Here is a 26,465-nt window from a genome sequence, read left to right on the forward strand (position 1 = left end):
TACCCGATTCTCAATCCTTAATCTAAAACGGTGTTCCTCCTCTACAACGGACAACTTATTCCAGAAGACCAACTGCGGCTGCCGCTCACCAACCGGGCCTTTCAGTACAACGACGGGTTCTTTGAAACGCTCATCCTAGAGGAAGGCCGGGTGCGGTATTGGCCCGAGCACCAGGAACGGATGGCAGAGGCTGCCACTGCCCTGCACCTCCTTTTGCCGCAGGAACTCCTAGCGGGTCAGTTTCCCGCGCAGGTAGCCCTTTTGGCGCAACAGAACCGTTGCGGCGCGCTAGCCCGCATAAAACTGAGGGTTTGGCGTGCTGGTGAAGGCCTGTACACGCCCCAAACGGACCGGGTGGAGTGGATGGTGACTGCACATCCTGCAACGGAGCCTTCCACGGTGCCGCTGCAGGCAGGGCTTTGCCAAACGGTGCATACGGTGCCCTCGCCTTTTTCGCAGTTCAAAGGGTTCAACTCGCCGGTGTATGTGGTAGCCAGCCGGGAAAAAGCCAGCCGGGGCTTGGATGACCTGGTCCTGCTTTCGCCCGAGGGGCAGTTGGCCGAGCTTACCTTTTCTAACCTGTTTTGGGTGAAAGATAAAACGCTCTACACTCCTGCCCTAACCTCGGGATGCCTTAATGGAGTGATGCGCAGGAACCTACTCAAGAAAGCCCCGCAGCACGGGTGGCAGGTGGCAGAGGTGCTGCGCTTGCCATCGGCCCTGGAAGAAGCTGATCTGGTTTTCGCGGGGAACGTGACCGGCCTAAGACCCCTTGCCTCTTTGCAGGAGCATCAACTCAAATTAGATGCAGCCCTTTTTAGCGAAGTTTGCGCCTTGCTCTAAGAATGTCTGTCTTTTCTTACGTGCTGTTTTAGGCCTATTTTCTGGTAATAAAGCTTAAAGCAACCTGCCATTAATAAAGCGGTAAGTCGCTTTATGTAAAAGGCTTATATCGATCATAAAATCGATTGCCTCACTTCTTTGCAACGGCCGTGGGTTGGTTGGCTTCCCAGATTCTGATAAAGTTACCGCCCAGGATTTTCTCAATGTCCTTCTTCCTGTAGCCGCGCTCCAGCAGGGCTTGGGTGATCAAGGGATAGGTGCTCACGTCATCCAGGCCTACGGGCGCCGAGGTGATGCCATCATAATCTGAGCCCAGACCCACGTGGTCAATGCCGGCCAGTTTCACTATGTGGTCAATGTGGTCGATCAGCAGGGAGAGCGGCGGGTTGATGGTAGCCGATTCCTGAGGGTATTTCTTGTAGAGAGCAGCGCGCAAGGCCATTCCGCTCAAGCCTTTCGCGCGCAGTTCCTTGATCTCGGCCTCATGCCTGGCCATAAACGTACCCATGCGCCTGGTGTAGGCACTGTCCAGAAACTCTGAGAAGAAATTGAGGTGAATCACGCCGCCGTTTTTGCCAATGGCCTTGATCTGCTCATCGGTGAGGTTGCGCGGGTGCGGGCTGAACGAGGCGGCACAGCTGTGCGACACCAGCACGGGTTTGGTAGAAACGGCCAGGGCATCCCAGAACGTCTGCTCCCCCACGTGCGAAAGGTCTACGAGCATGCCCAGTTGGTTCATGCGCTGCACCACTTGACGGCCAAACTCGTTCAGGCCTTTCTTGCCCTTGAAGCCGCTGCCTGCTTTTTCATCAGTCGCCGAGGAGGCCCAGGAGGTGCTGTTGTTCCAGGTGAGGGTCAGGTACCTAACGCCCCGCTGGTAGAGGTGGTTAAGGTGGTCCAGGTTGTCTTCCAGCATGTGGCCGCCTTCCACGCCGGTGAGCGCGGCAATCTTCTTTTGCTGCACCGCCTGTTTAGCTTGGGCCGGCGAGTAGACCAGTTGCAGTTTATCGGGGTTGCGCTTCACAATGGCCTCCAGGGAATCTATCTGCTGGTTGGCGAACTTGAAGGCCTTGCCGTTACCGTAGGTCTCATCGCAGAACACGGCGAACACCTGCACGTCTACCCCGCCCTTGCGCATGCGGGCCAGATCTGTGTGCGCCACACCGGTCAGGTCGCGCTCAATGGAATGTCCCTCCATGACCACCTGCGACAGCACATCATTGTGGGTGTCAATGAGCAGGGCTTTCTGGTGCAGGCTCTGGTAAGACGGGGAGCAGGACACCAGCAGGGCGCTGGCTCCCAGCATCCAAGGGCTTAACTTTCTGGACAGGGTAAACAGGGGCATGGGCGAAGTTATTTGACAGAGCAGTTTACTAAAAATCTGCCAAATGGCCTAAACTCCTCCTCCCTGGCGGTGCGCCTTTCTGCGCATCTCTCCCTTTTGGGGCTGATTTTGCGAAAACAGCCCCAAAAGGGAGAGCCATCCCTGGGACTCCTGCCCCGCTGCGGTAGGGCAATACTGGAGCCCCAAGGTTTAACCGTTAGCCCGGCCCTCCATGTTTTCCAGGTACTTCTGGCCAGAGCCGGTATTCAGCAACAAGATGCGCTCCTGGGGTTTGATCTGCTTTTCCTGGAGTAGGCGGCGGGTGGCCATCCAGAGAGCGGCGCCTTCAGGGGCCACAAACAGGCCTTCTTTCCTAGCCAGTTCCCGCACGCCCTGCAGCATTTCTTCTTCGGTAATACTGAGGGCGGTGCCGGCAGATGCTTGCAGCACCTGCAGCATGAGCGGTTCGCCCAGGGGACGGGGCACCGCCAGGCCGTTGGCAATGGTGGGCTGGCCCACGTACTGCTGAGCGTTGGCCTGCCGACCGAAGAAGGTGTCTACCAAGGGTTTGCAGTTCTCAGCCTGCACGGCCACCATGCGGGGCAATTTGGTGTCTTCGTCCAGCCAACCCATCTGCAGCATCTCCTGAAACGCCTTCCAGATACCAATCAGACCGGTGCCGCCACCGGCCGGGTACAGGATCACGTCGGGCAAGGTCCATTGCAGTTGTTCGGCAATCTCGTAACCCATGGTTTTCTTGCCTTCCAGGCGGTACGGTTCTTTGAGGGTAGACACGTCCAGGAAGCGGCCCTCCTGGTTCAGTTCCCGCACAAAGGCGGCGCAGTCGTTGATGAGGCCGTCAATGAGGTGCACCTCGGCGCCGTACCAGGCACACTCTTCCCGAAACGCCTTGGGAGTGTGGCGGGGCATGACCACCACGGCCTCCAAGCCGGCTTTGGCGCAGTAGGCGGCCATGGCTACCCCGGCGTTGCCGGCGGTGGGAATGATGCAGCCTTTCACGCCCAGTTCCTTGGCTTTAGAGATGGCCATGCTGAGCCCGCGGGCCTTAAACGAGCCGGTTGGGTTTTGCCCTTCGTCTTTGAGCAGGAGCGTTTCCAGGCCGTGGGCGGTGGCCAGGTTCTCCAGGGAAAGCATGGGGGTGAATCCCTCGCCCAGGCTCACCACGTTTTCCTCGGCCAACACGGGTAACACCTCACGGTAGCGCCACATGGTGCCGGGCCGACCGGCCAGGCTTTCTTTAGAGGGAGCGTCGGTAAGGTCATAGTGCGCCAGCAGCGGCAGCTGGCAGCACGTGGACACCAATTGCAGCTGGAAGGCGGAATGGTGCTGGCCGCACCGGGAGCAGGTAAGGTGCGACACTTGGGAAGCGGTAGACGTTAACGTGGTAACCATGGCTAAGGGGTTTGTGCCACGGCAAATTGGGCAGGCCCGCCGAACTTCGCCAATACAGAATAGGCATAGGCTATTCCGTTATGGAATACTGCTGTTTCATGAACTTGATGAAGTTCTTGTACGGCACGTTGTTTTCAGTGCCTTTTCGCTGAATGAAGTTGAAATTACGGAATACCTGCAGGTCTTTCAGCTGGACCTCCACCAGCTCGCCCGAGGCCAGTTCTTTCTTCACGGCCTGCCGGGGCAGGAAGGCCAGGCAGGTATCGGCGCGCACAAAGTTCTTCAGGGCCTCCGTGCCGCCCAGCCGCACGCGCACGGGCAAATCAGCCAACTTCACCCCTTTTGCCTCCAGCGCCTCCTCCAGCACCGCCAGCGTACCCGAACCCGATTCCCGCAAGGCCAGCGGAATGTGGAACAGGTCCTTTACCTCCAGCTCGCGTTTCTGCAGCGGGTTGCGGGGCGAGCAGACGGCAATGACCTCATCGGTGAGGAAGGGCGTGTACGTGACGTTGCTCACCTTGTAAATGCCGTCAATAATGCCCAGGTCAATGTCGTGGTCCAGCAGGGCGTTGAGGATGTTCTGGCTGTTGCGGTTGCGCAGGCTCAGCTGCACGTTGGGGTGCTGGTTAAGATAGGCCGAGAGCACCGGCGGCAGCACGTACAGCGAGATGGTGGTACTGGCGCCCAGGCCCAGGGTCACCTGCGGACTGAACTGGGCGTTTAATTGGCTGAACTCCTCGTGCAGTTCATTCTGCAGCTCCTTCACCTGCTCCAGCTTCTGCAGCAGCAGCTTGCCGGCGGGCGTTAGGCTTACCGTGGCTCCGTTCCGATCGAACAAACCCATCTTATAGTACTCCTCCAGGGCCTTCACCTGCTTGCTGATGGCCGACTGGCTGATGAAGAGCTCCTGGGCCGCCTTGGTAAAACTAAGCTGCCGGGCCACTTCCAAGAAGACTACATGTTTGTGCGAGATCACGCCAAATAAAGGTTAAAAGCTAATGGATACTTGCAGGCAAGCCCCTTCTGTCTGTACGGCAACCGGGGCCTGGCTTGGGGTTTTGGGGCCATTTTTATGAAAACAGCCCTAAAACCAATTGGTTTACAGGTTTTCTAAGGTAGAACGGGTGAGTGGGCTGTCCAGTACATTGCCGGTGTTGCGGGTGGTGGCCGGTTCAAACAGCAAAACGCTCACTTCCTCCGGGGCCACCGGCCGGTGCTCTACTCCTTTGGGCACAATCAGGAATTCGCCCTCCTGCAGGGTAACGGTGCGGTCGTGGAACTCCATGGTAAACTGGCCCTGCACCACCAGGAACATCTCGTCTTCGTGGTCGTGGTGGTGCCAGACAAATTCGCCTTTGAACTTGGCCAGCTTCACGTGCTGCCCGTTGAGTTCGCCCACCACGCGGGGGTTCCAGTGGTCTGAGAATAAGCATAGTTTCTCCGCAAGGTTTACTTTCTGCATGGCTGCGTTGTCTGGTTTACCGGTGAAGGTACAAAAGTAAGCAGGATTGTGGGGCTTTCTGCCTTGGCTGGGCGGCCCCATAACATAAAAAAAGCCTCTCCGGCAAGGAGAAGCTTTTTGTGACCTTGGGCCACCAGTGCGAAAGGGCAGCGCGGCGGTTAGGCGGGCTCGCCCGTGATAGAGTCAATGTGCCGGTTGCGGCGCTGTTTTTTGAGTTGGTCGGCCATCAGGTAAATATCCCCGTACTCGCGCGAGAACTTGGCGCCGTCATTCAGCACGGCATCTATCTTGGTATGCGGATGCTCGCGGGTAGCGGCGTGGGCACCAAAGAGCTTGTCCCAGAAGATTGCGAAGATGGAGAGCAAACAACCAATGCCTAGGTAGACAAGAACCCGAAGGGCGGCAATATCGCTGTCATTGGAAGTAAACGCTATTACAAATGTACCAGCGAAGAAACCAACGGCAATCAGGGTGGATAACTGGTCTTTTTTCATGATTTCCTGTTTTTTGGGGCCCTAATTTTTACCATCACAAGCGAAGCGTTTATCACTTTGCTTATAAAAGCATACGTTCTGGTTTTAAGAAAGTTACATTTATATCTTTTCTAATTGCAAAACTTATTCTGTTCCTTAGTTTAAGGGTCCCGTCTATTGAAAATTTTGAAATATTCAACTAAAAGAATTCCGATCGGGAGAGCCTTGCACACTCCGCCGGCACCACCCAGCATGTAAAAAAGAGCAAACCACCCCAAAGTTTTCTATCATTGTTGCGTAGAGAGGCAAACGGCGGAGAAGGGAATCGCTTTTCGGCCTGTTTTCTTCAAAAAGAACCCAAACCAGCAACATGAACATCACCCAACGTTACCAGCTTTCGCTTGCGCTCCTTACCGATATGTACCAGCTGACCATGGCCCAGGGATACTGGAAAAAAGGGATGGAAGAGCAGGAAGCGGTTTTTCACCTGTATTTCAGAAAGAACCCATTCCAGGGAGGTTACACCATTGTGGCGGGCCTGGCCGACGCTATTGACCTGCTGCAGCACCTGAAGTTTACCGAGCAGGATCTCTCCTATCTCAAAAGCCTCAAAACCAGCCATGGCCAACAGTTATTTGAAGATGGATTCCTGGACCACCTCCGCCAATTACAATTTTCCTGCGATGTAGATGCTATTCCGGAGGGAACGGTGGTTTTCCCGAACGAGCCCTTGTTGCGCATCAAAGGCCCCATTCTGCAATGTCAGCTTCTGGAAACCCCTTTGCTCACCATCCTCAACTTCCAGACCCTGATCGCGACCAAGGCTGCCCGCATTGTGGATGCCGCCCAGGGCGACCGCGTGATTGAGTTTGGGATGCGCCGTGCGCAGGGTCCCGACGGGGCCTTATCCGCAGCGCGGGCGGCTTTCATAGGCGGTGTGGAGGCTACCTCCAATATGCTGGCTGGTCAGTTGTACAACATTCCGGTAAAAGGTACGCACGCGCACAGTTGGGTCATGTCATTTGACGAGGAGCAGGAAGCCTTCGCGGCTTACGCCGATGTGTTCCCCGATGATTCTGTGTTCCTGGTAGACACCTACAACACCCTGGACGGCATCAAGAAAGCCATTGAAGTAGCCCGGCAACTGCGGGAGAAAGGCAGCGAATTGAAAGGTATTCGTCTTGATTCCGGCGATTTGGCGTACCTGAGTATTGAAGGTCGCAGAATGCTGGACGAGGCGGGTTTCCCCGAGGTATCTATCCTGGCCAGCAATGACCTGGACGAAAACCTGATCCAGAGCCTCAAACTACAGGGAGCCCGCATTGATACCTGGGGCATCGGCACGAAACTGGTGACCGCCTATGACCAACCGGCTCTGGGGGGCGTGTACAAACTGGCCGCTTTGCGCCAGAAAAACGGAGACTGGGATTATAAACTGAAGCTTTCTGAGCAGCTCATTAAAGTCTCTACCCCCGGCATTTTACAGGTGCGACGGTTTTACCGCAATGACACCCTGGTGGGCGACATGATCTATTCTGAGCCGCTTCAGGTGAATGCCTCCGCCACCATGGTACACCCCAATGATCCCACCCAGCGGAAAAGCTTCGCGAAAGATTGCAACCAACAGGACCTGCTGGTTCCTGTTTTCCGGGACGGGAAACAAGTGTACACCTCGCCTGAACTATCGGCTATTCAGGAACGCACCAAACAGCAATTGAGCCTTCTGCACGAGACCTACCGCCGGTTCCTGAACCCGCACATTTACAAGGTAGGTTTGGAAGAGAAGTTGCATGAAAAGAAATTCAAGCTCATTCTTCAGCTGCGGGAGTCACAAACCACCTAAACCTTTGAGCAGCAACAAAGAACCCGTTTTAAGGCCTTTTATGTAAAACAGGCTTAAAACGGGTTCTTTGTTTTAGAGTGATTACTGCAAGTATCAGTTGCAACTATCTCCTATTTAATTCAAGGCCAGACTCAGGGCATGTTCTTTCTCTGTTTCTTCAAGGGGCGCTTTGGGCAGTTGCACCAGAAACGTACTTCCTGCCTTCGGTTCACTTTGTACAGAGATGGTGCCGTTCATGCTATCCAGCAACTCCTTGCAAAGCATTAAGCCAATGCCGGTTCCTTTTTCGTTGGAAGTTCCTCTTCTGGAGTAGCGCTCCTCTGTAAAGAGTTTTGATTGGGCCTCTAGCGGAATTCCGGTACCGTTATCCTGCACCGCTATCTGAACCTCCTGGTCAGAAACAATTGCCGATACTTCAATGGTGCCTGCTTCCGGGGTAAACTTGATGGCATTGGAAATCAGGTTTCTGATTACAAACTTCAGTCGTTCTTTATCGGCAAGTACCTGCACCTCCTCTGTTTCTTTCTGCAGCAGCAGGATGCCTTTAAGAGTGGCATTATGCTGTAAAAGCTCGATGGTTTCTGAAATCAAGGGCTTCAAGGGTAGTTTTTCCAGCTTTACTGAACCACCGTTCATCTGGCTCTTAGACCAGACAAGAATGTTGTTGAGCAGGTTAGTAGCGTTATCATAGTCTTTCCCTAATTGATAGAACAGCCGCTTGAAGTCTTGGTCGCTAACGGCATTTTTGTCAGCCAGATAAAACAAGGACTGCACAGAAGTGAACGGACTACGCAGATCGTGCGAAACAATAGAGAAAAGCTTCTTCTGGAAGGTGTTTAATTTCTCTAGTTCATCGCGCTGGGTTTGCAGGACGTTTGACTGGGACACCAAGGTTTCCTGCTTCTGGGAGATGTCACGGTTCTTCTCTTCAATTTCCTGATTGATTGCCTTAACGATGGCATTGCTTTTCTTTACCCTTCGCCATCCGATGAAAAGAAGACCGGCTAGGGCTAGAAGGGAAAACCCTACGCCTATGGCAATTTGTTTTACCAGCTTTTCATACTGGACCTCTTGCTGGTATTTTTCTTTCTCCAGCTTTAGCTTCAGGTTTTCCAGTTCTTTTTTCTCTACCTCAAACTTGACTTCGGCCTCTGCCATCAGGTTCCGGCGCTGTTTGGCAAAGAGCGTGTCTGTGGCATGGGTGCGCACCAGCAAAGATTGGTACGCTTTTGGGTACTGCTTTTTTGCCGCGTAGAGCTTATGCAGGAACCCACTTGCCAGCCCAACATGAAGCGTAGCCCCCATCTTTTTAGCTAGTTCAAGGCTTTCCTCGGCGTACTTGATCGCGCTCGGGTAATCTTCCAACGCATCATAGGCGTAGGCAATCTCTCTCAGGGTAATGATTCTATCTGAATCGTTTCCTCCCCTTTTCTGTACCTCATTCGCCTGCAACAAGAACGTGAGCCCTTTGGCATGGTCTTCCATGGCAACGCTCAGGGAGCCCATGTGCGACAACGTGGCCGCCAAAGAGAGGGTATCTTTCTGTTCTCTTTTCAGCTTGGCAGCTTTCTGAAGATAGACCAGGGCTTTGGGGAGCTGATTTGAATTCTCATACACCGCTCCCATATTGTTGTAGAGCCGGGCCATGCCTTTCTTATCCCCTGTTTTTTCGGCTAGTTTCAAAGCCTCTGCATAGATGTGCAAAGATTTAAGAAGCTCATTATTTCTCACGTGCACGTTGCCTATGTTGGTGAGGGAGCTCACGATACCCGCAGTGTCCCGTAACTGTTGGCGCAGCTTCAGGGCCTGATGATGAAATGACAAGGATTTACCTAATTCGCTCGTGAGCAAGTAGGTGACACCAATGATATTGAGGGCCGCAGCTTGTCCTTTAGCATTGTCAGATTTAGAGGCTAATTGCTCTGCTTCCAGACTTAAGGTTCTGGCTTTTACCGGATCTGTATTGATGTACTTGGACGCGGCGAGATTCAGGAGCCTCACCTTGGCTGAATCTATCTTTGTCCGGCTTATCTGCGCCTGTAAGCTGTCAATACTTATTTGTTGAGCCTGCACCTGACCAGCGACGAGTAGTAAGAGACAAACTGCTCTCTTCATAAAAAGTATAAAATTGTTGAGTAAGTACTTGTATTCAGGTATAATCTTGTACTAAAGGTAACAGAAGTTTTGTATTTTAAGATTAGTTCCTGAACCGCCTTATTACTATTCCATTGCAAAGGATTATAGGTGATAGACAATGCCTAAAAATATAAATGCGAGCACTCCGGGGTTAGCCCGGAATACTCGCATGTGGTCACGTGCTTGAGTGTAACTAAGAAAGAAGCTGGGCGCTCTGAATCACCTGCCCGCCTTTCCGGATCATATCGGCTTTGGCTTTCTCGAATCCTTCGGCGCTGATGGCCCGGGTGGCATCTTCAATAAAGTATGTGGCAAACCCTTCCATTAAAGCATCTAACGCGGTGAAGTACACGCAGAAATCGGCGGCTAATCCTACCAGATACACTTCCTTCACTCCTTTTCCGCGTAGGTATTCGGCCAGGGCCGTAGATTTCAGGTGTCCGTTGTCATAGAAGCCGCTGTAAGAATCAATTTCGAGGTCGGTACCTTTCCGGAAGATGGCCTCTACCCTGCTCATCTCCAGTTCCGGGGAAAATTCCGCTCCTGCCGTGCCTTGCACGCAATGGTCGGGCCATAAGACCTGCTCCAGGCCCTGCAGTTGGGTGGTTTCAAACACCTGCTTGCCTTCGTGCTGGGAGGCAAAACTTTTGTGGTTGCTGGGGTGCCAGTCCTGGGTGGCTACCACCAGATCAAACTGGGGCTGCAAGGCATTGGCAAGGGGAACTACGGCATCGCCCTCGGGCACCGCCAGGGCACCACCGGGAATAAAATCGTTTTGTATATCTATGAGCAGAAGCGCTTTCATGTGGTAATGAGTGATTGAGTGGTTGAATGAATGAGTGAATACGGGAAACGGAGAAAACGGGACAAAACCTGCTGGCCGTGGCTCTTCGGTTTTAGGTCTGTTTTGCCAGAATTAAGCTAGAACTGCCCTTCAGATACTGCCTCTGTTAACCATCTCCCGAAGCTGGGGCAGTAATTGGTACAGGTCCTCCCCGGGGCAGGCGGTGGTAGCGTTGTCTTTGTGGCCTGAGATGTTGTCCCCGGAGATCTTCCAGCGTTTGGCAACAGCCAGCGTAAGGCTCTTTAAGCTTTGGAGTTGCGCCTCTGAGACTTTCTCGTTCTGGAAATTCCCTTCCAGCACAATCAGCACGTGACCGGTGGGGTCATAGGGCGTGTTGGAATCGCCTACGTACTGCAACTGCCGGCCTTCGCCTATGGTACCATCCACCGCGATGTAAAAATGGTACGGCACATCGGCCCAGGGTTCTTTGATGCGACCATCAGAAAGGGGGCTGCGCTCCATGGAAAACTTCTGAAGCGACTTCAGTTTCTCCTGCACCGTACGGGAGGCGTTTTGTTTGGTGGCCGTGTGGTGGATGGTGATTTTCTGCGGCACGTGGGTTTTCATGGGCAGCACCGGGTTCATGGCTCCCCACTGCGCTCTGGTGACTACCGGAATTACCTTGGGCAAGGAAACCGTTTTGGCTGATTGACACGCCCCGAACAGGAGCAATCCGAGGGAAAGGCAGAGTACTTGTTTTTTCTTAGACATTCAGGTGAAGGGGTTTGGCTCCCGCCAATTCATAGTTTAATAGAAGTTTTGTTTTAAGGGTGTTTTGCGCTAAACAGACCAAAAAAAGATAAAATCAGCTCCGCACCTGCCCGTCTCCCCGCACCACCCATTTGTAGCTGGTCAGTTCCTCCAGGCCCATAGGCCCGCGGGCATGCAGTTTCTGGGTACTGATGCCAATCTCGGCTCCCAAACCAAACTGGGCGCCATCGGTGAAGGCGGTAGAGGTATTGGCATACACGGCGGCGGCATCTACGGCGTTCAGGAACGTTTCAATGGCGGCAGGGTCTTCAGACAAGATGGCCTCGCTGTGTTTGGAGCTGTACCGGGCGATGTGCTCCAGGGCTGCATTTATATCGGGCACCGTTTTCACGGCCATTTTCATAGAAAGAAACTCCGTCCCGAAATGCTCTTCCTGGGCCTGGTGCAGCAGGCTTGCGGGGTAAGAATTTTTTAACACCTCATGGGCCGAACCATCCGCAAACACCTCCACCTGAGACTCAGCGAAGGAAGATAGCAGAGCAGGCAGATCAGGCAAACGGCTCTGGTGCACCAGCAGACAATCCAGAGCATTGCAGACACTCACCCGGCGGGTTTTGGCGTTGTGAATGACTTTCCGGCCTTTCTCCAGATCAGCGGAGGCATCAAAATAGGTATGCACAATGCCGGCCCCGGTTTCGATCACAGGTACTTTGGCGTTCTGCCGCACAAAATCTATCAACGACTGGCTGCCCCGGGGAATCAGCACATCCACGTACCCGATGGCGTTCAGCAAAGCCTCGGTGGCGGCGCGCTCGGCAGGAAGCAAGGTAGCCACGGAGGCATCCAGCCCCTGTTTTTCCAGCACCTTGTGAATGACGGAAATGATGGCTCTGTTAGAAAAATCAGCATCGCTGCCGCCTTTCAACAAACAAGCGTTTCCGGTTTTGAAACAAAGGGAAAAGACATCAAACGTTACGTTGGGCCTGGCCTCGTAGATCACGCCTACGACTCCCAAAGGCACCCGTACCTTTTTGATAGATAAACCATTAGGTAGCTTTTTCTGCAGCAGCACTTGATTTAAAGGGGAAACCAGATCAGCCACATTCTCTATGTCTCTGGCAATATCTTGGAGCCGACCAGGCGTCAGTTTCAGTCGGTCATACTTGGGATCAGCCGGGTCCATGCGGGCCAAATCCTTTTCGTTCTCCGCTAAAATATAATCGGTTTGGCTCAGAGCGGCGGCGGCAACCTCGCGCAGCACTTCGTTCACCTTTTCGGCAGAAAGAAGCCCCAGCGTACGGCTGGCGGTTTGGGTATGTTTTAATAGGTCTTGGTATTCCACCTTCTATGCGTTGAATGGGTGATGGGAATTGAATTGGCCGTAACAGTTTTAGCCACGTTTCCCGAAAAACTGGTCAAAAACAGGGCTGCGATTCTATACCGTTTCGGGGTTCAGGAAGAGGTAATCATAGTGCACCAGCGGTTTCTGCTTCTGCGCGCCCAGCCGTTCCAGGGCTTTGTCCGAGCCATACTCGGCAATGCCAAACCCCACCTGCTGGTTCTGCTCATCCACCAGCTTCACGATGTCGCCTTTCTGGAACTCGCCCTGGATCTGCAGCACGCCCACGGGCAGCAGGCTGATGGCTTTCTCAGATCGGCAAAGGGCAACTTTGGCGCCTTCGTTGATCTGAACCACGCCCTTGGCGAAGGTGCCGGAATGCGCAATCCATTTCTTCTTACCAGAAGCGGTTTTGTCTGGGATAAAGCGGGTGTGTTCCAGTTCCTGGTTCAGTAGTTTCAGCAGCACGTTCTCCGTTTTGCCATTGGCAATGTGCACCGCAATGCCCAGTTGCGCCACTTTGCGGGCCATGTGGCATTTGGTGATCATGCCACCGCGCCCGAACTGTGAACGCTGCGTGGTGACAAACGAGGAAAAGCCCGTGGTGGAAGAATCGATCTCGGGAATGACCTGGCTGGTGGAATCTTTAGGGTCGCCGTTGTAGATGCCGTTCACGTTGCTCAGAATCAGCAGGGCATCAGCGTTCAGCATGGAGGCGATAAGGCCGGCCAATTCGTCGTTATCGGTGAACATGAGCTCGGTGACCGAGATCACGTCGTTTTCGTTCACGATGGGAATGACGTTGTTCTGCAGCAGCACCTGGAAACAGTTCTTCATGTTCAGGTAATGGCCCCGGTCCCGGAAATCTTCTTTGGTGACCAACACCTGCGCGCACACCAATTGGTGCTGACTGAACAAAGCAGAATAGCTGTTAATCAGTTTCACCTGGCCCACTGAAGCCAGTAACTGGCGGGCACTCACGGCATCGGTTTTGTCAGGTATGCGAATGAGGCTTCGGCCCGAAGCCACTGCCCCGGAAGACACCACAATAACCTCCTTGCTCTGCTTTTTAAGGGTAGAAATCTGGTCTACCAAATGCTGCATGCGGGCTTCATCGGGCAGGCCGTTTTCCTGCGTGAGCACATTGGAGCCAATCTTAACTATGATTCTGTTGTAAAGGAACGCCATACTCTTTCCTGCATCTGAAAGAGTAATTTTAAAGGATTCTGCTCATTTCCCCTACAGTTTTGAAAAGATTTCGTCTTTTTGGCTTAAAAACAGCAAAACACCAGCCGATAGTCAAGATACGATTGGGTAAGACTTCCGCTCAAAGCAGCAGATCATACCGCTGCTGACGCAGGGTTTTCCCAAAGTCAGATGATTCCCTTTCCTCGCTTAACACAAACCCGAAACGCTGGTACATCTTAATGGCCGTGGTCTGTTCATGGGTGGTCCAGAGGTAAGCCTTTTGGTAGCCCGCCTCCGTCAGGAACTCCATGGCATGAACCATGAGCTTTCTGCCTAACCCCATGCCGCGGAAGCCGGGAGTAGGAATGAAATACCGCAGCTGCGCCCACTCGCCCCGGTCCATCAGCAACAGAAACCCAATCATTTTACCATTGTGTTCTGCCACCCAAACCCGGTTGCGGTCATCTGTGTACTGCTGATGAAATTCATGCAGGCCCTGCGCCACGTACGCTTCAAAGGAAAGGCTATACCCAAATTCCTGCCGATACAACAGGCCATGCAGGTAGATCACATAACCTATGTCTCCCGACTGCAAGTAGGTACGGATGCTGATATCATCAAGAGAAACGCCGGAGGGTGCCATTGAATGAATTGAGGTAAATGAGAGTTGATCTTAATTTAAGTGAAGGTGTAAATAATTGAAGACTATCTATATTAAACCTTTTTCTTGAAGCTCTGGATGAAAGTACGCGTAAAGTCAGACAACACCAACGTACCGCTGATGCCAGCCCGTTCTACCAGCAATTGGTCCCAATGTTCGGTACCTTGCCAGAACACTTCTTTGAGAGCTTTCAGGGCATCTGGGTTGTAAGAAGCCAGCTTTAAGGAAAACGCTTCTACGGCGGCATCCATTTCCTCCACGGTTTCAAACACCTCGGCATAAAGTCCTTTCTCCTTCGCCCATTCCGCCGACCTGAATTCAGTGGCATCCAAAGCCAATTGGGAGAAAGCCGATAGCCCTATTTTACGCTCCACCGCCGGACCCACCACAAACGGACCGATGCCCACGGCAATCTCGCTCAGCTTCACCGAGGCAAACTGCGTGGCGAAACAGTAATCCGTTGCCGCGGCCACGCCCACGCCCCCGCCAATGGCTTTGCCCTGCACCCGGCTTATAATTATCTTAGGGCACGTGCGGCAGGCATTGATCACCTTCGCGAAGCCGGAGAAAAACTCCAGCCCCTGTTCTTTGTCCTGAATGGCGATAAGCTCGTCAAAGCTGGCTCCCGCGCAAAACGTACGCTCGCCCTCACTCCTGAGCACAATTACTTTTACCTGGTCATGGGTTCCAGCTTGCGTGATGGTAGAAGCAAGTTGCTGTAAAAGCGCACCCGGCAAGGAGTTATGCGAGGGATGGAAAAAAGAAATAGTGCCTACTCCGGCCTCGTTCACGGTAAACTCTACTTTACCTGTCTCAGTCATAGTTTTACTTGGATTAGCGGGATTCATTTACAGAAGCAGCGTTTATGGGTAGCTTCTGGTATTCTGTTTTAAAGCTGTTTTCAGGAAAATAGGCCTTAAACAGACTTGTACTTTTTACTAGGCTATTTTGGCCCCTATGGCTTGTTTTGGCCCTCCTATGGCGCGGAAGTTACTTCCGTGCCTAACCTTGAAAGTCTCGGAAGTAACTTCCGCGCCATAGTGGCTTTACCTGAAAGCAAATAACAATAAGCAATTCAGCAATTATCCATCCTGATTCAGCTTCTTCACCATGGTCATAATAGTGGCAATGGCCACAGTCTCGCCGGTTTCATCATAGACGTCTACCAGCCATTTCACGATGCCTTTGGCTATGTCTTCTTCGCTGCGTTTCTCCTGCCCAATCTTCTCTTTCACCGTCAGCTTTACCCCGATGGTCATACCGGGATACACGGGCTTGGTGAAACGGCAACTTTCCAAACCATAATTCAGCAGCACGGGCCCTTTCTTAGGGTCCACGAACATACCGGCGGCTTTGGAAAGGATGTAATAGCCGTGCGCCACCCGACCGGTGAAAAGCGTTCCTTCCAGCGAGGTAGCGTCTACGTGGGCGTAGAAATGGTCCCCGGAGATGTTAGCGAAGTTGGCAATATCAGCTTCGGTCACGGTGTGCTTATGGGTGACCCAGGTTTCGGAGATCTCCAGTTCCTCAAAGTGCTTCCGGAAAGGATGCACATCTTTCTCAATCTGCTGAGCGCCCTGCTGGTACACGCCGGTGATGGCCGTGATCATGGTTGGGGAACCCTGAATTGCTACCCGCTGCATGAAGTGTTTTACGCCGCGTACGCCGCCCATTTCTTCGCCGCCGCCAGCCCTGCCAGGACCACCGTGGATGAGCATAGGCATAGGTGATCCGTGGCCGGTGCTTTCCCGGGCGCAGTCGTTGTTCAGGACCAAAATACGACCGTGGTGCGTGGCCGCCCCCAAAGCAAATTCTTGGGCTATGCCGGCATCCGCGGTGGCAATGGACGACACCAAGGAGCCTTTGCCCAGCTTGGTCAGCTCAATAGCTTCGTCCAGCGTTTTATAAGGAATAATCGTGGCGACAGGCCCGAAGGCTTCCACCTCGTGGGTATCGGTATAGCGGAACGGGTCCTGGTTCAGCATCACGATGGGTGAGATAAACGCGCCTTTCTGTGCATCGGCTCCTACCAGTTCCACTTTGTCCAGATCGCCGTAGATGATGGGCGTTTGCCGCGCCAATTGCGCCACCTGATCTTTCAGTTTTTGGAGTTGCTCACGTCCTACCAGAGAACCCATGCGCACGCCTTCGGCCAGAGGATTTCCGATGGTGGTTTTAGCCAACTCCCGGCCTAAAGCAATCTGAACGTCTTCCACCAACTTTTCCGGTACCAGCGCCCGACGAATAGCGGTACATTTCTGCCCGGCCTTGGAGGTGATTTCCTTCCGGATTTCCTTGATAAACAGATCAAACTCTGGGGTGCCGGGCACCGCATCTTCGCCCAATACCGCGCTGTTCAGGGAATCGGCTTCCATGGTAAACGGCACGGCTTCTTCAATGAGTCTGGGATGCGCCTTGAGCATGCGTCCGGTTTTGGCCGAACCAGTGAACGTTACCACGTCCTGGTACGTCACATGGTCCAGAATGCCCTCACCGGTACCGGTGACCAATTGCAGAGCCCCCTCAGGTAGCAAGCCAGAGTTGATGATCTCCCGCACCACCGCTTCAGTGAGAAACGCCGTGATGGTGGCGGGCTTCACAATGGCGGGCATACCGGCCAGCAAATTCACGGCAATCTTTTCCAGCATGCCCCATACCGGGAAATTGTAGGCGTTAATGTGCACCGCTACGCCTTCTTTGGGTACCAGCAGGTGATGCCCAATGAACGTACCGCCCTTCGACAAGCCCACCGGTTCATCCTCCACATAGTACGGCTTATCGGGGAACTGCCGGCGCAAAGAGGCATAAGCAAACAAATTCCCGATGCCGCCTTCAATGTCCACCCAACTGTCGGCGCGGGTCGCTCCGGTGCGATAGCTGAGTTTATAGAAATCTTCTTTGCGCTCGGTGAGGTACAGCGCCAGGGCTTTGAGCATGCGACCCCGCTCCTGGAACGTCATTTTCCGCAGGGCTTTGTTCCCCTTGCTGCGGGCGTACTGCATCATGCCCTCAAAATCCATCCCGCCGGGGTGCGCCAGGCAAATCAGTTCCCCGGTTACCGCGTCCAGTATCTCAGTTTCCGGGCCGGAGCCGGGCGTCCACTGCCCCATGGCGAAGTTCTGCAGTTTAGCGGTCATATGTGTAGTTGTTAGTTGCTGATTGTTAGTTGTTAGTGTTTAGTAGCTAAGTGCGATAAACCTTTTCCAGCTTTCTTACCCTATTGTCATCCTGAAAGAATCTTGTGGCAAACGGTAGTAGCAGATGATCAAGGTTATTTAAGTTTCCGAACCATGTCATTCCTTTTTAGCCCATTTTTCAGGAAAACAGGCCTGAAACACCAGCTTAGTGTTACTGTGCTTTCGTCTCGTTCCAGGTCTTGTAGCTAACCGCCTGCTTCTTTCTATTCTCAGGAACAATGCGGAGCGGTTCACAAGGCTTCAGGGTGGCGTGCAGGTCAGCGGGCAGTTGCATATAGACCTGAGTGCCTTCAGTTTTCCAGGCCAACATTTCGTCAGTTACCTCTTTCACGATCTTGTGCGGATTGCCCACCACCACACTGCGAGGCGGAATCTTCTCATCGGCCCGGATAAAACAGAGAGCCCCTACAACGCTTTCATCGCCTACTTCTACCCGGTCCATGATCACGGCGTTCATGCCCACCAGCACGTTGCGGCCGATGATTGCGCCGTGGATGATGGCACCGTGCCCGATGTGCGCCATTTCCTTCAGGTGCACCTTGGTGCCGGGGAACATGTGCAGGGTGCAGTTCTCCTGCACGTTGCAGTTGTCTTCAATGATGATCTCGCCCCAATCTCCCCGGATGGCGGCTCCAGGCCCGATATACACGTTCTTCCCGATGATGACGTTGCCTGTCACCGCGGCTTGCGGGTGCACAAAGGCGGTCTCATGCACCACCGGAATATAGCCGTTGAACTCGTAGATCATACCCGTTCAATAATGGCGGCGTAGCCCTGTCCCACACCTACGCACATGGTGATTAAGGCATAGCGTTTGTTCTGTTTATGCAGCTCAATTGCCGCCGAGTTCAGGATTCTGGCTCCACTCATGCCCAGTGGGTGGCCCAAGGCAATGGCGCCACCGTTCGGGTTGATGCGAGAGTCCTGGTCCTCTAGGCCCAACCCGCGGGTGCAGGCGAGCACCTGCGAGGCAAAGGCTTCGTTGATTTCGATCAGGTCGATGTCGTTCAAGGTAAGTCCGGCTCTTTTGAGGGCCTGTTGAGTGGCGGGTACCGGACCGAAGCCCATGTACTTAGGTTCTACACCAGACACTCCCATTGAGACATAGCGAGCCTTGGGAGTCAGGTTGTACTTCTTCAGGCCTTCCTCAGAGGAAAGCAACAGCGCCGCGGCCCCGTCGTTCAATCCCGAGGCATTGCCTGCCGTCACTGTGCCCTCTTTATGGAAAGCTGGTTTTAGTTTGGCAAGTCCTTCCAGGGAAGTGGCGGGTTTCAGGAATTCGTCCTCGGAGATTACGTTAGGATCTCCCTTCTTCTGGGGAATAGTAACCGGAATGATTTCTTCGGCTAACCGACCGGATTGCTGTGCCTGGTATGCTTTCTGTTGCGACCAAACGGCAAAAGCGTCCTGGTCTTCGCGGGTAATTCCCTCCCGGCGGGCCAGGTTCTCAGCGGTCTCGCCCATGCCATCGGTGCCGAACAGTTCGTGCAGTTTGGGGTTCACAAACCGCCACCCGAAGCTGGAATCAAACATCTGCGCATCTCGCCCGAAGGGAGTACTGGCCTTGGAAATCACCCAGGGCGCTCTGGTCATGCTTTCAACCCCGCCGGCTATAAACAGATCTCCGTCACCGCATTGAATGGCTCTAGCAGCCGCAACTGCTGCCGTTAAGCCCGAGGCGCAAAGGCGGTTCACCGTCTCCCCGGGTACTTCAAAGGGCAATCCGGCTAACAACAGCGACATACGGGCTACATTGCGGTTGTCCTCCCCAGCCTGGTTCGCGCAACCCAACAGGACATCTGCCACTGCAGCAGGATCTGCGGAAGGATTTCGGCGCATCAATTCCCTGATTACCTGCGCTGCCATGTCATCTGGCCTAACAGGAGCTAGTGCCCCTCCCAAATTCCCGATAGGGGTGCGGATACCGTCAACTATATAGGCTTGGTTCATTTATACTATATCTGTTTAAACTCACTTTAAAGTGGATGAATTAAAGTACGGCTTTAAGTTATTTTATGCTCTGTTCAAGGGACCAGAAGTAACTTCTAGACCTTATTAACTACGGGTACTTCCTATATAAACCCTCGCTCGCCTCCGGCGAGTGTGCGTAATGGTGCGGCGTCCCGCCGCTTTGATTTCTTCCCTTTTATTTAGCAAAGCGGTCAGAGGCCACCTCATTACGCACACTCGCCAGAGGCGAGCGAGGGATGCATTTGATTCAACCCTAATTTCAGGAAAGTAGCCTTAAATCGCTTTCAGCCTATCTATTACCTAAAGAAATGCTTTCCCTCCCGCACCATTTTCCGGAGCAAGGGGCTGGCACGGTAACGGTCTTCGTGGTATTCGTGGTAGAGGCCGTCTAAGGTAGAAAGTACCTTCTCTAAGCCAAATTCATCGGCCCAGGTCAAGAGTCCTTTGGGGTAGTTCACGCCTTTGGTCATGGCTAGCTCCAGGTCTTCTTTGGAAGCCACGTTCAGTGCCAATGCATCTATGGCTTCATTGATGAGCATGACCAGAATGCGGTTGAGGATGTATTGGCCTAGCTTTTCGTCTCTGAACGGTTCAGGTGCCAGGGCACCTTCACGGTAATCATAGAACCCTCTTCCGGACTTGCGGCCGAAGAACCCGGCTTCAAACAGGCGCTTCTGCGTGAAGGACGGTTTGTACCTCGGATCAAAAAAGAAGGCAGTAAACACCGATTCGGTCACCCGGTAATTCACGTCGTGCCCAATAAAATCCATAAGGGTGAAAGGTCCCATTTTGAAGCCGCCTAGTTCAGTCATGGCCCAGTCAATAGTAGCCACATCTGCCACTCCCTCTTCCAGCAACCGGATGGCCTCTCCGTAAAAAGGCCGGGCTACCCGGTTCACAATAAACCCGGGCGTGTCTTTCACCAACACGGGCACTTTGCCCCAGGATTGCACCAGTTGTTTGATTTCCTCGGCCAATCCAGTACGGCTCTGTACCGCCGGAATAACCTCCACCAACGGCATGAGCGGGGCAGGGTTAAAGAAATGAATTCCGATGAACCGCTCTGGCTTTTCACAAGCTGAGGCAATGGCGGCAATAGACAGGGACGATGTATTGGTTGCCAGGGTACACTCCTGTTTTACAATCATTTCTACCTCCCGGAACAAGTTCTGCTTTACCTCCAGGTCTTCTACCACGGCTTCCAGCACCAAATCGCAGTCGCCGAAATCCTGGTACACCTCCGTGAAATTGATGATCCCGAAAATGCGCTGAGCCTGCTCTTCTGTTAGCCTACCTTTGGAAGCAAGTTTCTCTAAACCTGATTGGATGCCCTGTTTCGCGCGCGCCAAGGCCTTGCTGTTCTTGTCCAGCAAATGCACTTGGTGCCCCGCCGTGGCAATAACCTGGGCAATACCTGCTCCCATGGCACCGCTCCCGATGATTCCGATTCTCATTGGCCGGTGAAATTTGGGGTGCGTTTCTGAATGAAAGCCTCCACGCCCTCTTTGAAGTCAGCGGTTTGGCCGGCTTTCTGCTGGTACACGGCTTCCTGCTCCAGTTGCTCCTCCAGGCTGTTCTGGAACGTCTGGTTCAGCAGCGCTTTGGTATAGGCAAAACCTTTGGTAGGCATCTGGGCCAGTTTCTGCACCAGTTGGTTTACTTCAGCCTCAAAGGATTCATCTGTAAAGGCTTTGTAGATCATGCCCATGGCTGCTGCTTCAGACGCACTAACCTTTTCGCCGGTCATCATGAGGGCAGTAGCACGCTGCAATCCGATAAGCCGGGGCAGAAAGAAGGTACCGGCGCTGTCGGGGATTAAACCTATTTTGCTGAAGGCCTGGATAAACGAGGCAGATTCCTTCGCCACCACAATGTCACAGGCCAAGGCGAGGTTGGCTCCGGCCCCGGCGGCCACTCCGTTTACGGCCGCTACTACCGGCTTCTGAAGCTCGCGGATCAACAGCACAATGGGGTTGTAGTGCTGCACCACAATCTGGGAGATTTCCAGGCTCTCGGGGACGCTGGCTTCGGCCAGGTCTTGCCCGGCGCAGAAAGCTTTGCCGGCTCCGGTCAAAAGCACCGCCCGCACCTCATCGTTTTGCTGGCACTCCCGCAAACAATCCTGCAGGGCCAGGGCCATTTCCCGGTTGAAGCTGTTGTAAACGCTTGGCCGGTTAAGCGTGATGGTGGCTACTCCGTTCTCCAGGCGGTACTGGATGGTATCTGTGTTGTTCATAGTCTTATTTGAGGCACTTAAAGTAATCGAACGGCTCCAGGCATTCCTGGCATTGGTACATGGCTTTACAAGCCGTGGAGCTGAACTGACTCACCAGTCTGGTATTTTCTGATTGACAAAGCGGGCACCGCACCGTGGTATCTCGCCCGAATAGGGCATGGATGTCGCCGTTGGGTTCTACCGGGGGGGCAATGCCGTAGGCTTCCAGCTTCTGTTTCCCTTCCTCGGTGAGCCAATCGGTGGTCCAAGCGGGGCTCAGTTGCAGGTCAACCTGCACCTTGGGGTACCCTTCAGCAAGCAGTTTCAGCTTTATATCGGCCGAAATGGTGTTCATGGCGGGGCAACCAGAGTACGTGGGCGTGATGGTTACCTGCACCTGCCCGTCTTCCCGCACCTGTACCTGCCGCAGCACGCCCAAGTCCAGGATGCTGAGCACCGGAATCTCAGGGTCGCAGACCTCTTCCAATAGTTGCCAGATGTTTTCTTCTTGGGTTGTCACTATTTGGTAGCACGAATCAGGTATCAAGACACAAGACTTTTCTAGTTCAGATTTAAGGCAGTTTTCAGAAAAATAGGCCTAAATTGTTTGATTTTCCTCGCTCGTCTCCGGCGAGTGTGGGTTATGGGGCGGCGTCTCGCCGCTTTGGTATTAGGATGATCCGCAACGCGGCCAGAGGCCGCAAGATAACTCACACTCGCCAGAGACGAGTGAGGGAAAAGTTTACCATTCCAGGCCAGGGTAGGCGCGTTGCAGGTACTGCAGTTCGGCTAATAGGTACCCCAGATGTTCAGTGTGCATACCGGTTTTGCCGCCTAGTTGCATGAACACGTTCTGCGGCACTTCCAGGGTAGCTTCGGCAAAGACCTTGGCCACGTGCTCATCCCATTGCTGCTTAAGTTGGGCGTAATCTGGCAAAAAGCCGGCTTTATGCAGTTCCTGCTCTACGGGTGTCATTTGGAACAGCTCCCCGGAGTATCTCCAGAGACGGTCCAAGGCTTTCTCAATACGGCGCTTGCTTTCTTCAGTGCCGTCGCCCAGGCGGATGACCCATTCTGAGCTCCATTTGAGGTGGTAACTGGCTTCCTTGAACGACTTAGTAGCGATGGCCGCCAGTCGCTGATCAGAGCAGTTTTGAAGCTTTTTTAGTAAAAGGTAGTGAAAACCATCAAACAGGAACTGGCGCAGGATGGTATCCGCGAAGTCGCCGTTGGGTTGCTCCACCAGCAGCGGGTTCCGGTACTCCACGGCCTCCCGCAGGTAGGCCAAATCATCCTCGGTGCGGCCTTGTCCTTCCAGTTCGGCGGCGTATTGGTACAGGCTGCGAGTCTCACCCAGAAGATCCAGCGAGATGTTGGCCATGGCCAGGTCCTGCTCCAGAATGGGGCCGTGGCCGCACCACTCAGACAAGCGATGCCCTAAAATCAGGCTGGTATCGGCTAACTGCAGCGTGTACTGGAAAAGCAGCTCCCGAAGTTCGGGTGAATAGTTCTGTGCCGCGGTATTGGTGGTATGTGCTAATTCCATGCAGCTTACATGTTTTTGATTTCCGCGGGCACCTCATAAAACGTGGGGTGACGGTACACTTTGTCGTTGGCGGGGTCAAAGAACGCCTCGGCCTCGTCTGGGTTGGAGGCATGGATGTGCTTTGACTCCACTACCCAGATGCTCACCCCTTCCATGCGGCGGGTGTACACGTCACGGGCGTTCTGGATGGCCATTTCGGCATCGGCGGCGTGGAGGCTGCCTACGTGTTTATGGTCGAGGCCCTGTTTGCTCCGGATGAAGACTTCCCAGAGGGGCCATTCTTTCTGCTGACTCATATTGAGTGAATGTGTGATTGAGTGAATGAGTGATTGTAATAACTCACTAAGCTTATTTCGCCTGATTGGCGGCTTCGCGTTGGGAACGTTTCTGGGCGTGGGCTAAGGCGGCTTCGCGGACCCAGGCACCTTCCTCGTGGGCTTTCACGCGGGTTTGGATACGGTCTTTGTTGCAGGGACCGTTGCCTTTCACCACGTTCCAGAACTCCTCCCAGTTAACCTCTCCGAAGTCGTAGCCGTTTTTGGCTTCGTTCCACTTCAGGTCGGGGTCTGGCACGGTGAGGCCCAGGAACTCGGCCTGCGGCACCATCATGTCCACGAAGCGCTGACGCAACTCATCATTGGTGAACCGCTTGATTTTCCAGCGCATGGACTGCTCCGTGTTCGGCGATTCATCGTCCTTTGGCCCGAACATCATAAGCGTAGGCCACCACCAGCGGTTGAAGGCTTCCTGCGCCATTTTCTTCTGGGCGGGCGCGCCGTTGCACAGAGTCATCATGATCTCGAAACCCTGGCGTTGGTGGAAGCTTTCTTCTTTGCACACGCGCACCATGGCCCGGGCATACGGCCCGTACGAGGTACGGCACAGCGGCACCTGGTTCATGATGGCGGCGCCGTCCACCAACCAGCCAATCGCCCCAATGTCGGCCCAGGACAAGGTGGGATAGTTGAAGATGCTGGAGTACTTGGCCTTGCCCGAGTGCAGATCCGCAATCATCTGGTCGCGGGAGGCTCCCAGCGTCTCGGCGGCGCTGTAGAGGTACAGCCCGTGGCCGGCCTCGTCCTGCACCTTGGAGAGCAGGATGGCTTTGCGCTTGAGCGAAGGGGCGCGGGTGATCCAGTTGCCCTCGGGCAGCATGCCTACAATCTCGGAGTGGGCATGCTGCGAGATCTGGCGGATCAGGGTTTTGCGGTACTGCTCCGGCATCCAGTCTTTGGGTTCAATGCGGATCTCGTTCGCGATCTTCGCCTCAAACTGCTCTTCCAGTGATTTTTCAACGATGGTTTCCATACGCAATGGTTCTTTCTCCTTCTTTCTTCGGTTTTGGGGCTGTTTTTCAGAAATCAGGCCCAAAACCGTTTTCCCCTTAGTATATACGTGCCACTCGCCTTGGAAGAGGCAGCAGCTATAACTCTTCTTTATTGGTCAAAATCTACCACTACCCTTTCGGTTAAGGGCCGGGCCTGACAGGTGAGGACGTAGCCAGCGGCGATTTCCTCGGGTTCCAGGGAATAGTTCACGTCCATCTCCACCTGGCCTTCCAGCACTTTTGCACGACAGGTGCTGCAGACGCCACCTTTACAGGAATACGGCACATCGGCCCCGGTTTCGGCGGCGGCATCCAGGATGGTGTTCCCGTAATACGACATCTCCAGGTTGAGGTAGTGGCCGTCCAGCTTGATCTGCACCTTGCTCAGTTTGTCTTCCTCCCCGGCCGGGCGCTCTTTGCGCTGCGCGGCGGCTTTCTCGCTCTCACCGGTAGTGAACAGCTCAAAATGGATGCGCTCCTGAGGCACCCCGGCTTCCTCCAGAGCTTCCTTCGCCCCGAAGATCATTTCCTCGGGTCCGCAGATAAAGCACTCGTCAATTTCCTCGGGTCTGATGATCTTCTGCAGGAACAGCTGGGTTTTGGGTTTGTCAATGCGGCCGAACAGCAGCTCGGTGTCGCCGTGCTCCCGGCTGAGGATGTGGTACAGACTGAACCGATCCAGGAACTTGTTCTTCAGCCCTTCTATCTCTTCCTTGAACATGATGGTGTTGCGGCCGCGGTTGCCATAGAGCAACAGCACCTGGCTCTTCGGCTCGGCGAGCAGCACGGTTTTGATGATGGAGAGAATGGGCGTGATGCCGCTGCCGGCCGCCACCATCAGGTATTGCTTCTGCTGTTCTGGGTGCAAGGGAGTAAAGAACTTGCCCATGGGGGGCATCACCTCCAGTTCCTCGCCGGGCTGCAGTGCCTCATTGGCAAAGGAAGAGAAACGCCCCTCTGGCACTTTCTTAATGGCCACTTTCCACTCGTTTTCCAGCGGACTGGAACAGATGGAGTAGGAACGCCGGAGCTCTTCGCCGTTGTGGTGCCGCCGGAACGTGAGGTATTGGCCTTGCGTGTAGCGGAAGGTGTCTTTTAACTCCTCGGGCACGTCTAAGGTAACGGTCACGCTGTCGTGCGTTTCCCGGTGGATGTTCTTTATTCTTACTTTATGAAATCTGCTCATTTACTGAAAACAAGGACTAAACGCTGGATTAGGGACTGCCTATTTTTTCTCCAGCCCCTGGAATAAGATGGTTAAGATGGAGTTTTCAAGTTCTTCGGTGGTGATGCCCCTGTCCGGTTTCCACCAAAGCTCCACCCACCTGATGGCTGAAAGCAGCGTAAACAAGGCTACGGAAGTGTTCACCTGCTGGAACTCCCCAGCCTCTGCGCCAGCTTCAATCAATGCCGCCAATCTTTTCTCATACTGGCTCCTCAAACTTTTAAACTCCGTTAAGGCCTCCGGAGACAAAGACTTCCATTCATTGTTCGCCACCGATACTTCAGGTCCTTTGGTGGTCATCAGATGAATATGCAGCCGCACCAAAGCCTTTAGCTTCTGGGAATAACTCTGAGTTGCATTCTCGATCTCAGTGAGTTGAGACACATAGGTGTTGGCGATGTCAAAACAGATGCCCTGCAGAATCTCGTCTTTGGACTTTATGTAATGGTACATGCTGGCGGCATCAAGGCCCACCTGCTCGGCCAAGTCCCGCATGGAGGTTCCGCCGTAGCCCTTTTGCTTGAATAGTTTGGCGGCTTCCCCAATGATAAACTCCCGGCGTATGTCTTTCTTTTTCTTGATCATTCCCGAAAAACAGCCCCAAAACAGGTTTGGATTGTATTACACAGCCAGCACCCTTTTAAGGCTTGCTTAAACAAGTATACGGAAACGCGGCTAATAAATCAAATGTTCGTTTGAATTTTTAACGTTACCTGTTTTTACATCCTATTTTGAAACAGCAGTGCA

Annotated in this window: 25 protein-coding genes; 2 read left to right on the forward strand and 23 right to left on the reverse strand. The window is 53.7% G+C overall.

Annotated elements, in window-relative coordinates; all coding sequences use genetic code 11:
• Positions 1-30: 30 nt before the first annotated feature.
• On the forward strand, positions 31-843 hold the full coding sequence (locus JT718_RS05025) for an aminotransferase class IV (protein WP_205500779.1): 813 nt from the start codon (positions 31-33) through the stop codon (positions 841-843).
• 130 nt (positions 844-973) lie between these two features.
• Here JT718_RS05025 and JT718_RS05030 read toward each other — a convergent pair whose 3' ends face one another.
• The 5 genes from JT718_RS05030 to JT718_RS05050 form a co-directional block, all read right to left on the reverse strand.
• Positions 974-2,188: a dipeptidase gene (locus tag JT718_RS05030; RefSeq protein WP_240336934.1), complete on the reverse strand. Its 1,215-nt coding sequence runs from the start codon at positions 2,186-2,188 to the stop codon at positions 974-976.
• A gap of 189 nt (positions 2,189-2,377) precedes the next feature.
• The gene (locus JT718_RS05035) at positions 2,378-3,580 is read right to left on the reverse strand and encodes a threonine synthase (RefSeq protein WP_205500780.1); all 1,203 of its coding nucleotides are present in this window, start codon (positions 3,578-3,580) and stop codon (positions 2,378-2,380) included.
• A gap of 70 nt (positions 3,581-3,650) precedes the next feature.
• On the reverse strand, positions 3,651-4,556 hold the full coding sequence (locus JT718_RS05040) for a LysR family transcriptional regulator (protein WP_205500781.1): 906 nt from the start codon (positions 4,554-4,556) through the stop codon (positions 3,651-3,653).
• A gap of 123 nt (positions 4,557-4,679) precedes the next feature.
• On the reverse strand, positions 4,680-5,042 hold the full coding sequence (locus JT718_RS05045; RefSeq protein ID WP_205500782.1) for a cupin domain-containing protein: 363 nt from the start codon (positions 5,040-5,042) through the stop codon (positions 4,680-4,682).
• Between the two features lie 158 nt (positions 5,043-5,200).
• Entirely contained in the window at positions 5,201-5,536 is a 336-nt protein-coding gene (locus JT718_RS05050; protein WP_205500783.1) for a hypothetical protein, read from the reverse strand.
• Between the two features lie 349 nt (positions 5,537-5,885).
• Here JT718_RS05050 and JT718_RS05055 point away from each other — a divergent pair, with 349 nt between their 5' ends.
• Positions 5,886-7,358 (forward strand): nicotinate phosphoribosyltransferase, encoded by a 1,473-nt coding sequence (locus JT718_RS05055; RefSeq protein ID WP_205500784.1) that lies wholly within the window; start codon positions 5,886-5,888, stop codon positions 7,356-7,358.
• Between the two features lie 114 nt (positions 7,359-7,472).
• Here the strand turns inward: JT718_RS05055 and JT718_RS05060 are convergent, their stop codons facing one another.
• The 18 genes from JT718_RS05060 to JT718_RS05145 form a co-directional block, all read right to left on the reverse strand.
• Complete coding sequence (locus JT718_RS05060; RefSeq protein WP_205500785.1) at positions 7,473-9,473, reverse strand: tetratricopeptide repeat-containing sensor histidine kinase; 2,001 nt, start codon at positions 9,471-9,473, stop codon at positions 7,473-7,475.
• 214 nt (positions 9,474-9,687) lie between these two features.
• Positions 9,688-10,299 carry a bifunctional nicotinamidase/pyrazinamidase gene (gene pncA, locus JT718_RS05065; protein ID WP_205500786.1) on the reverse strand — a complete coding sequence of 204 codons (612 nt, stop codon included), beginning with the start codon at positions 10,297-10,299 and terminating at the stop codon, positions 9,688-9,690.
• 129 nt (positions 10,300-10,428) lie between these two features.
• On the reverse strand, positions 10,429-11,049 hold the full coding sequence (locus JT718_RS05070) for a peptidoglycan recognition protein family protein (protein WP_240336935.1): 621 nt from the start codon (positions 11,047-11,049) through the stop codon (positions 10,429-10,431).
• Positions 11,050-11,143: 94 nt separating this feature from the next.
• Positions 11,144-12,391, reverse strand: a complete 1,248-nt coding sequence (locus JT718_RS05075) for a glutamate-5-semialdehyde dehydrogenase (protein WP_205500787.1) — start codon at positions 12,389-12,391, stop codon at positions 11,144-11,146.
• A 93-nt stretch (positions 12,392-12,484) separates the two neighbouring features.
• Positions 12,485-13,576: a glutamate 5-kinase gene (gene proB, locus JT718_RS05080; RefSeq protein ID WP_205500788.1), complete on the reverse strand. Its 1,092-nt coding sequence runs from the start codon at positions 13,574-13,576 to the stop codon at positions 12,485-12,487.
• 139 nt (positions 13,577-13,715) lie between these two features.
• On the reverse strand, positions 13,716-14,219 hold the full coding sequence (locus JT718_RS05085) for a GNAT family N-acetyltransferase (protein ID WP_205500789.1): 504 nt from the start codon (positions 14,217-14,219) through the stop codon (positions 13,716-13,718).
• Between the two features lie 71 nt (positions 14,220-14,290).
• Positions 14,291-15,058: an enoyl-CoA hydratase/isomerase family protein gene (locus JT718_RS05090; protein ID WP_240336936.1), complete on the reverse strand. Its 768-nt coding sequence runs from the start codon at positions 15,056-15,058 to the stop codon at positions 14,291-14,293.
• Between the two features lie 261 nt (positions 15,059-15,319).
• Positions 15,320-17,374, reverse strand: coding sequence for a phenylacetic acid degradation bifunctional protein PaaZ (gene paaZ / locus JT718_RS05095; RefSeq protein ID WP_205500791.1), 2,055 nt, complete (start codon positions 17,372-17,374; stop codon positions 15,320-15,322).
• Positions 17,375-17,585: 211 nt separating this feature from the next.
• A complete protein-coding gene (locus JT718_RS05100; RefSeq protein ID WP_205500792.1) occupies positions 17,586-18,182 on the reverse strand; it encodes an acyltransferase in 597 nt (198 codons plus the stop codon).
• Positions 18,179-19,384: a 3-oxoadipyl-CoA thiolase gene (pcaF, locus tag JT718_RS05105; RefSeq protein ID WP_205500793.1), complete on the reverse strand. Its 1,206-nt coding sequence runs from the start codon at positions 19,382-19,384 to the stop codon at positions 18,179-18,181. Before pcaF ends, JT718_RS05100 begins: the two co-directional genes overlap by 4 nt.
• A 317-nt stretch (positions 19,385-19,701) precedes the next feature.
• Positions 19,702-20,859: a 3-hydroxyacyl-CoA dehydrogenase NAD-binding domain-containing protein gene (locus tag JT718_RS05110; protein ID WP_205500794.1), complete on the reverse strand. Its 1,158-nt coding sequence runs from the start codon at positions 20,857-20,859 to the stop codon at positions 19,702-19,704.
• Complete coding sequence (locus tag JT718_RS05115; protein ID WP_205500795.1) at positions 20,856-21,641, reverse strand: enoyl-CoA hydratase-related protein; 786 nt, start codon at positions 21,639-21,641, stop codon at positions 20,856-20,858. Before JT718_RS05115 ends, JT718_RS05110 begins: the two co-directional genes overlap by 4 nt.
• A 4-nt stretch (positions 21,642-21,645) precedes the next feature.
• Entirely contained in the window at positions 21,646-22,140 is a 495-nt protein-coding gene (gene paaD, locus JT718_RS05120; protein ID WP_317195482.1) for a 1,2-phenylacetyl-CoA epoxidase subunit PaaD, read from the reverse strand.
• A 222-nt stretch (positions 22,141-22,362) separates the two neighbouring features.
• On the reverse strand, positions 22,363-23,166 hold the full coding sequence (gene paaC / locus JT718_RS05125) for a 1,2-phenylacetyl-CoA epoxidase subunit PaaC (RefSeq protein WP_205500796.1): 804 nt from the start codon (positions 23,164-23,166) through the stop codon (positions 22,363-22,365).
• A 5-nt stretch (positions 23,167-23,171) separates the two neighbouring features.
• Positions 23,172-23,462, reverse strand: coding sequence for a 1,2-phenylacetyl-CoA epoxidase subunit PaaB (paaB, locus tag JT718_RS05130; RefSeq protein WP_205500797.1), 291 nt, complete (start codon positions 23,460-23,462; stop codon positions 23,172-23,174).
• Between the two features lie 52 nt (positions 23,463-23,514).
• Positions 23,515-24,474 carry a 1,2-phenylacetyl-CoA epoxidase subunit PaaA gene (gene paaA, locus JT718_RS05135; RefSeq protein WP_205500798.1) on the reverse strand — a complete coding sequence of 320 codons (960 nt, stop codon included), beginning with the start codon at positions 24,472-24,474 and terminating at the stop codon, positions 23,515-23,517.
• A 128-nt stretch (positions 24,475-24,602) separates the two neighbouring features.
• Positions 24,603-25,679: a 1,2-phenylacetyl-CoA epoxidase subunit PaaE gene (gene paaE / locus JT718_RS05140; protein WP_205500799.1), complete on the reverse strand. Its 1,077-nt coding sequence runs from the start codon at positions 25,677-25,679 to the stop codon at positions 24,603-24,605.
• A gap of 39 nt (positions 25,680-25,718) precedes the next feature.
• Positions 25,719-26,303, reverse strand: coding sequence for a TetR/AcrR family transcriptional regulator (locus JT718_RS05145; protein WP_205500800.1), 585 nt, complete (start codon positions 26,301-26,303; stop codon positions 25,719-25,721).
• Positions 26,304-26,465: the final 162 nt, after the last annotated feature.

The organism is Rufibacter psychrotolerans (genome assembly GCF_016924645.1).
Classification (GTDB): Bacteria; Bacteroidota; Bacteroidia; order Cytophagales; family Hymenobacteraceae; genus Nibribacter; species Nibribacter psychrotolerans.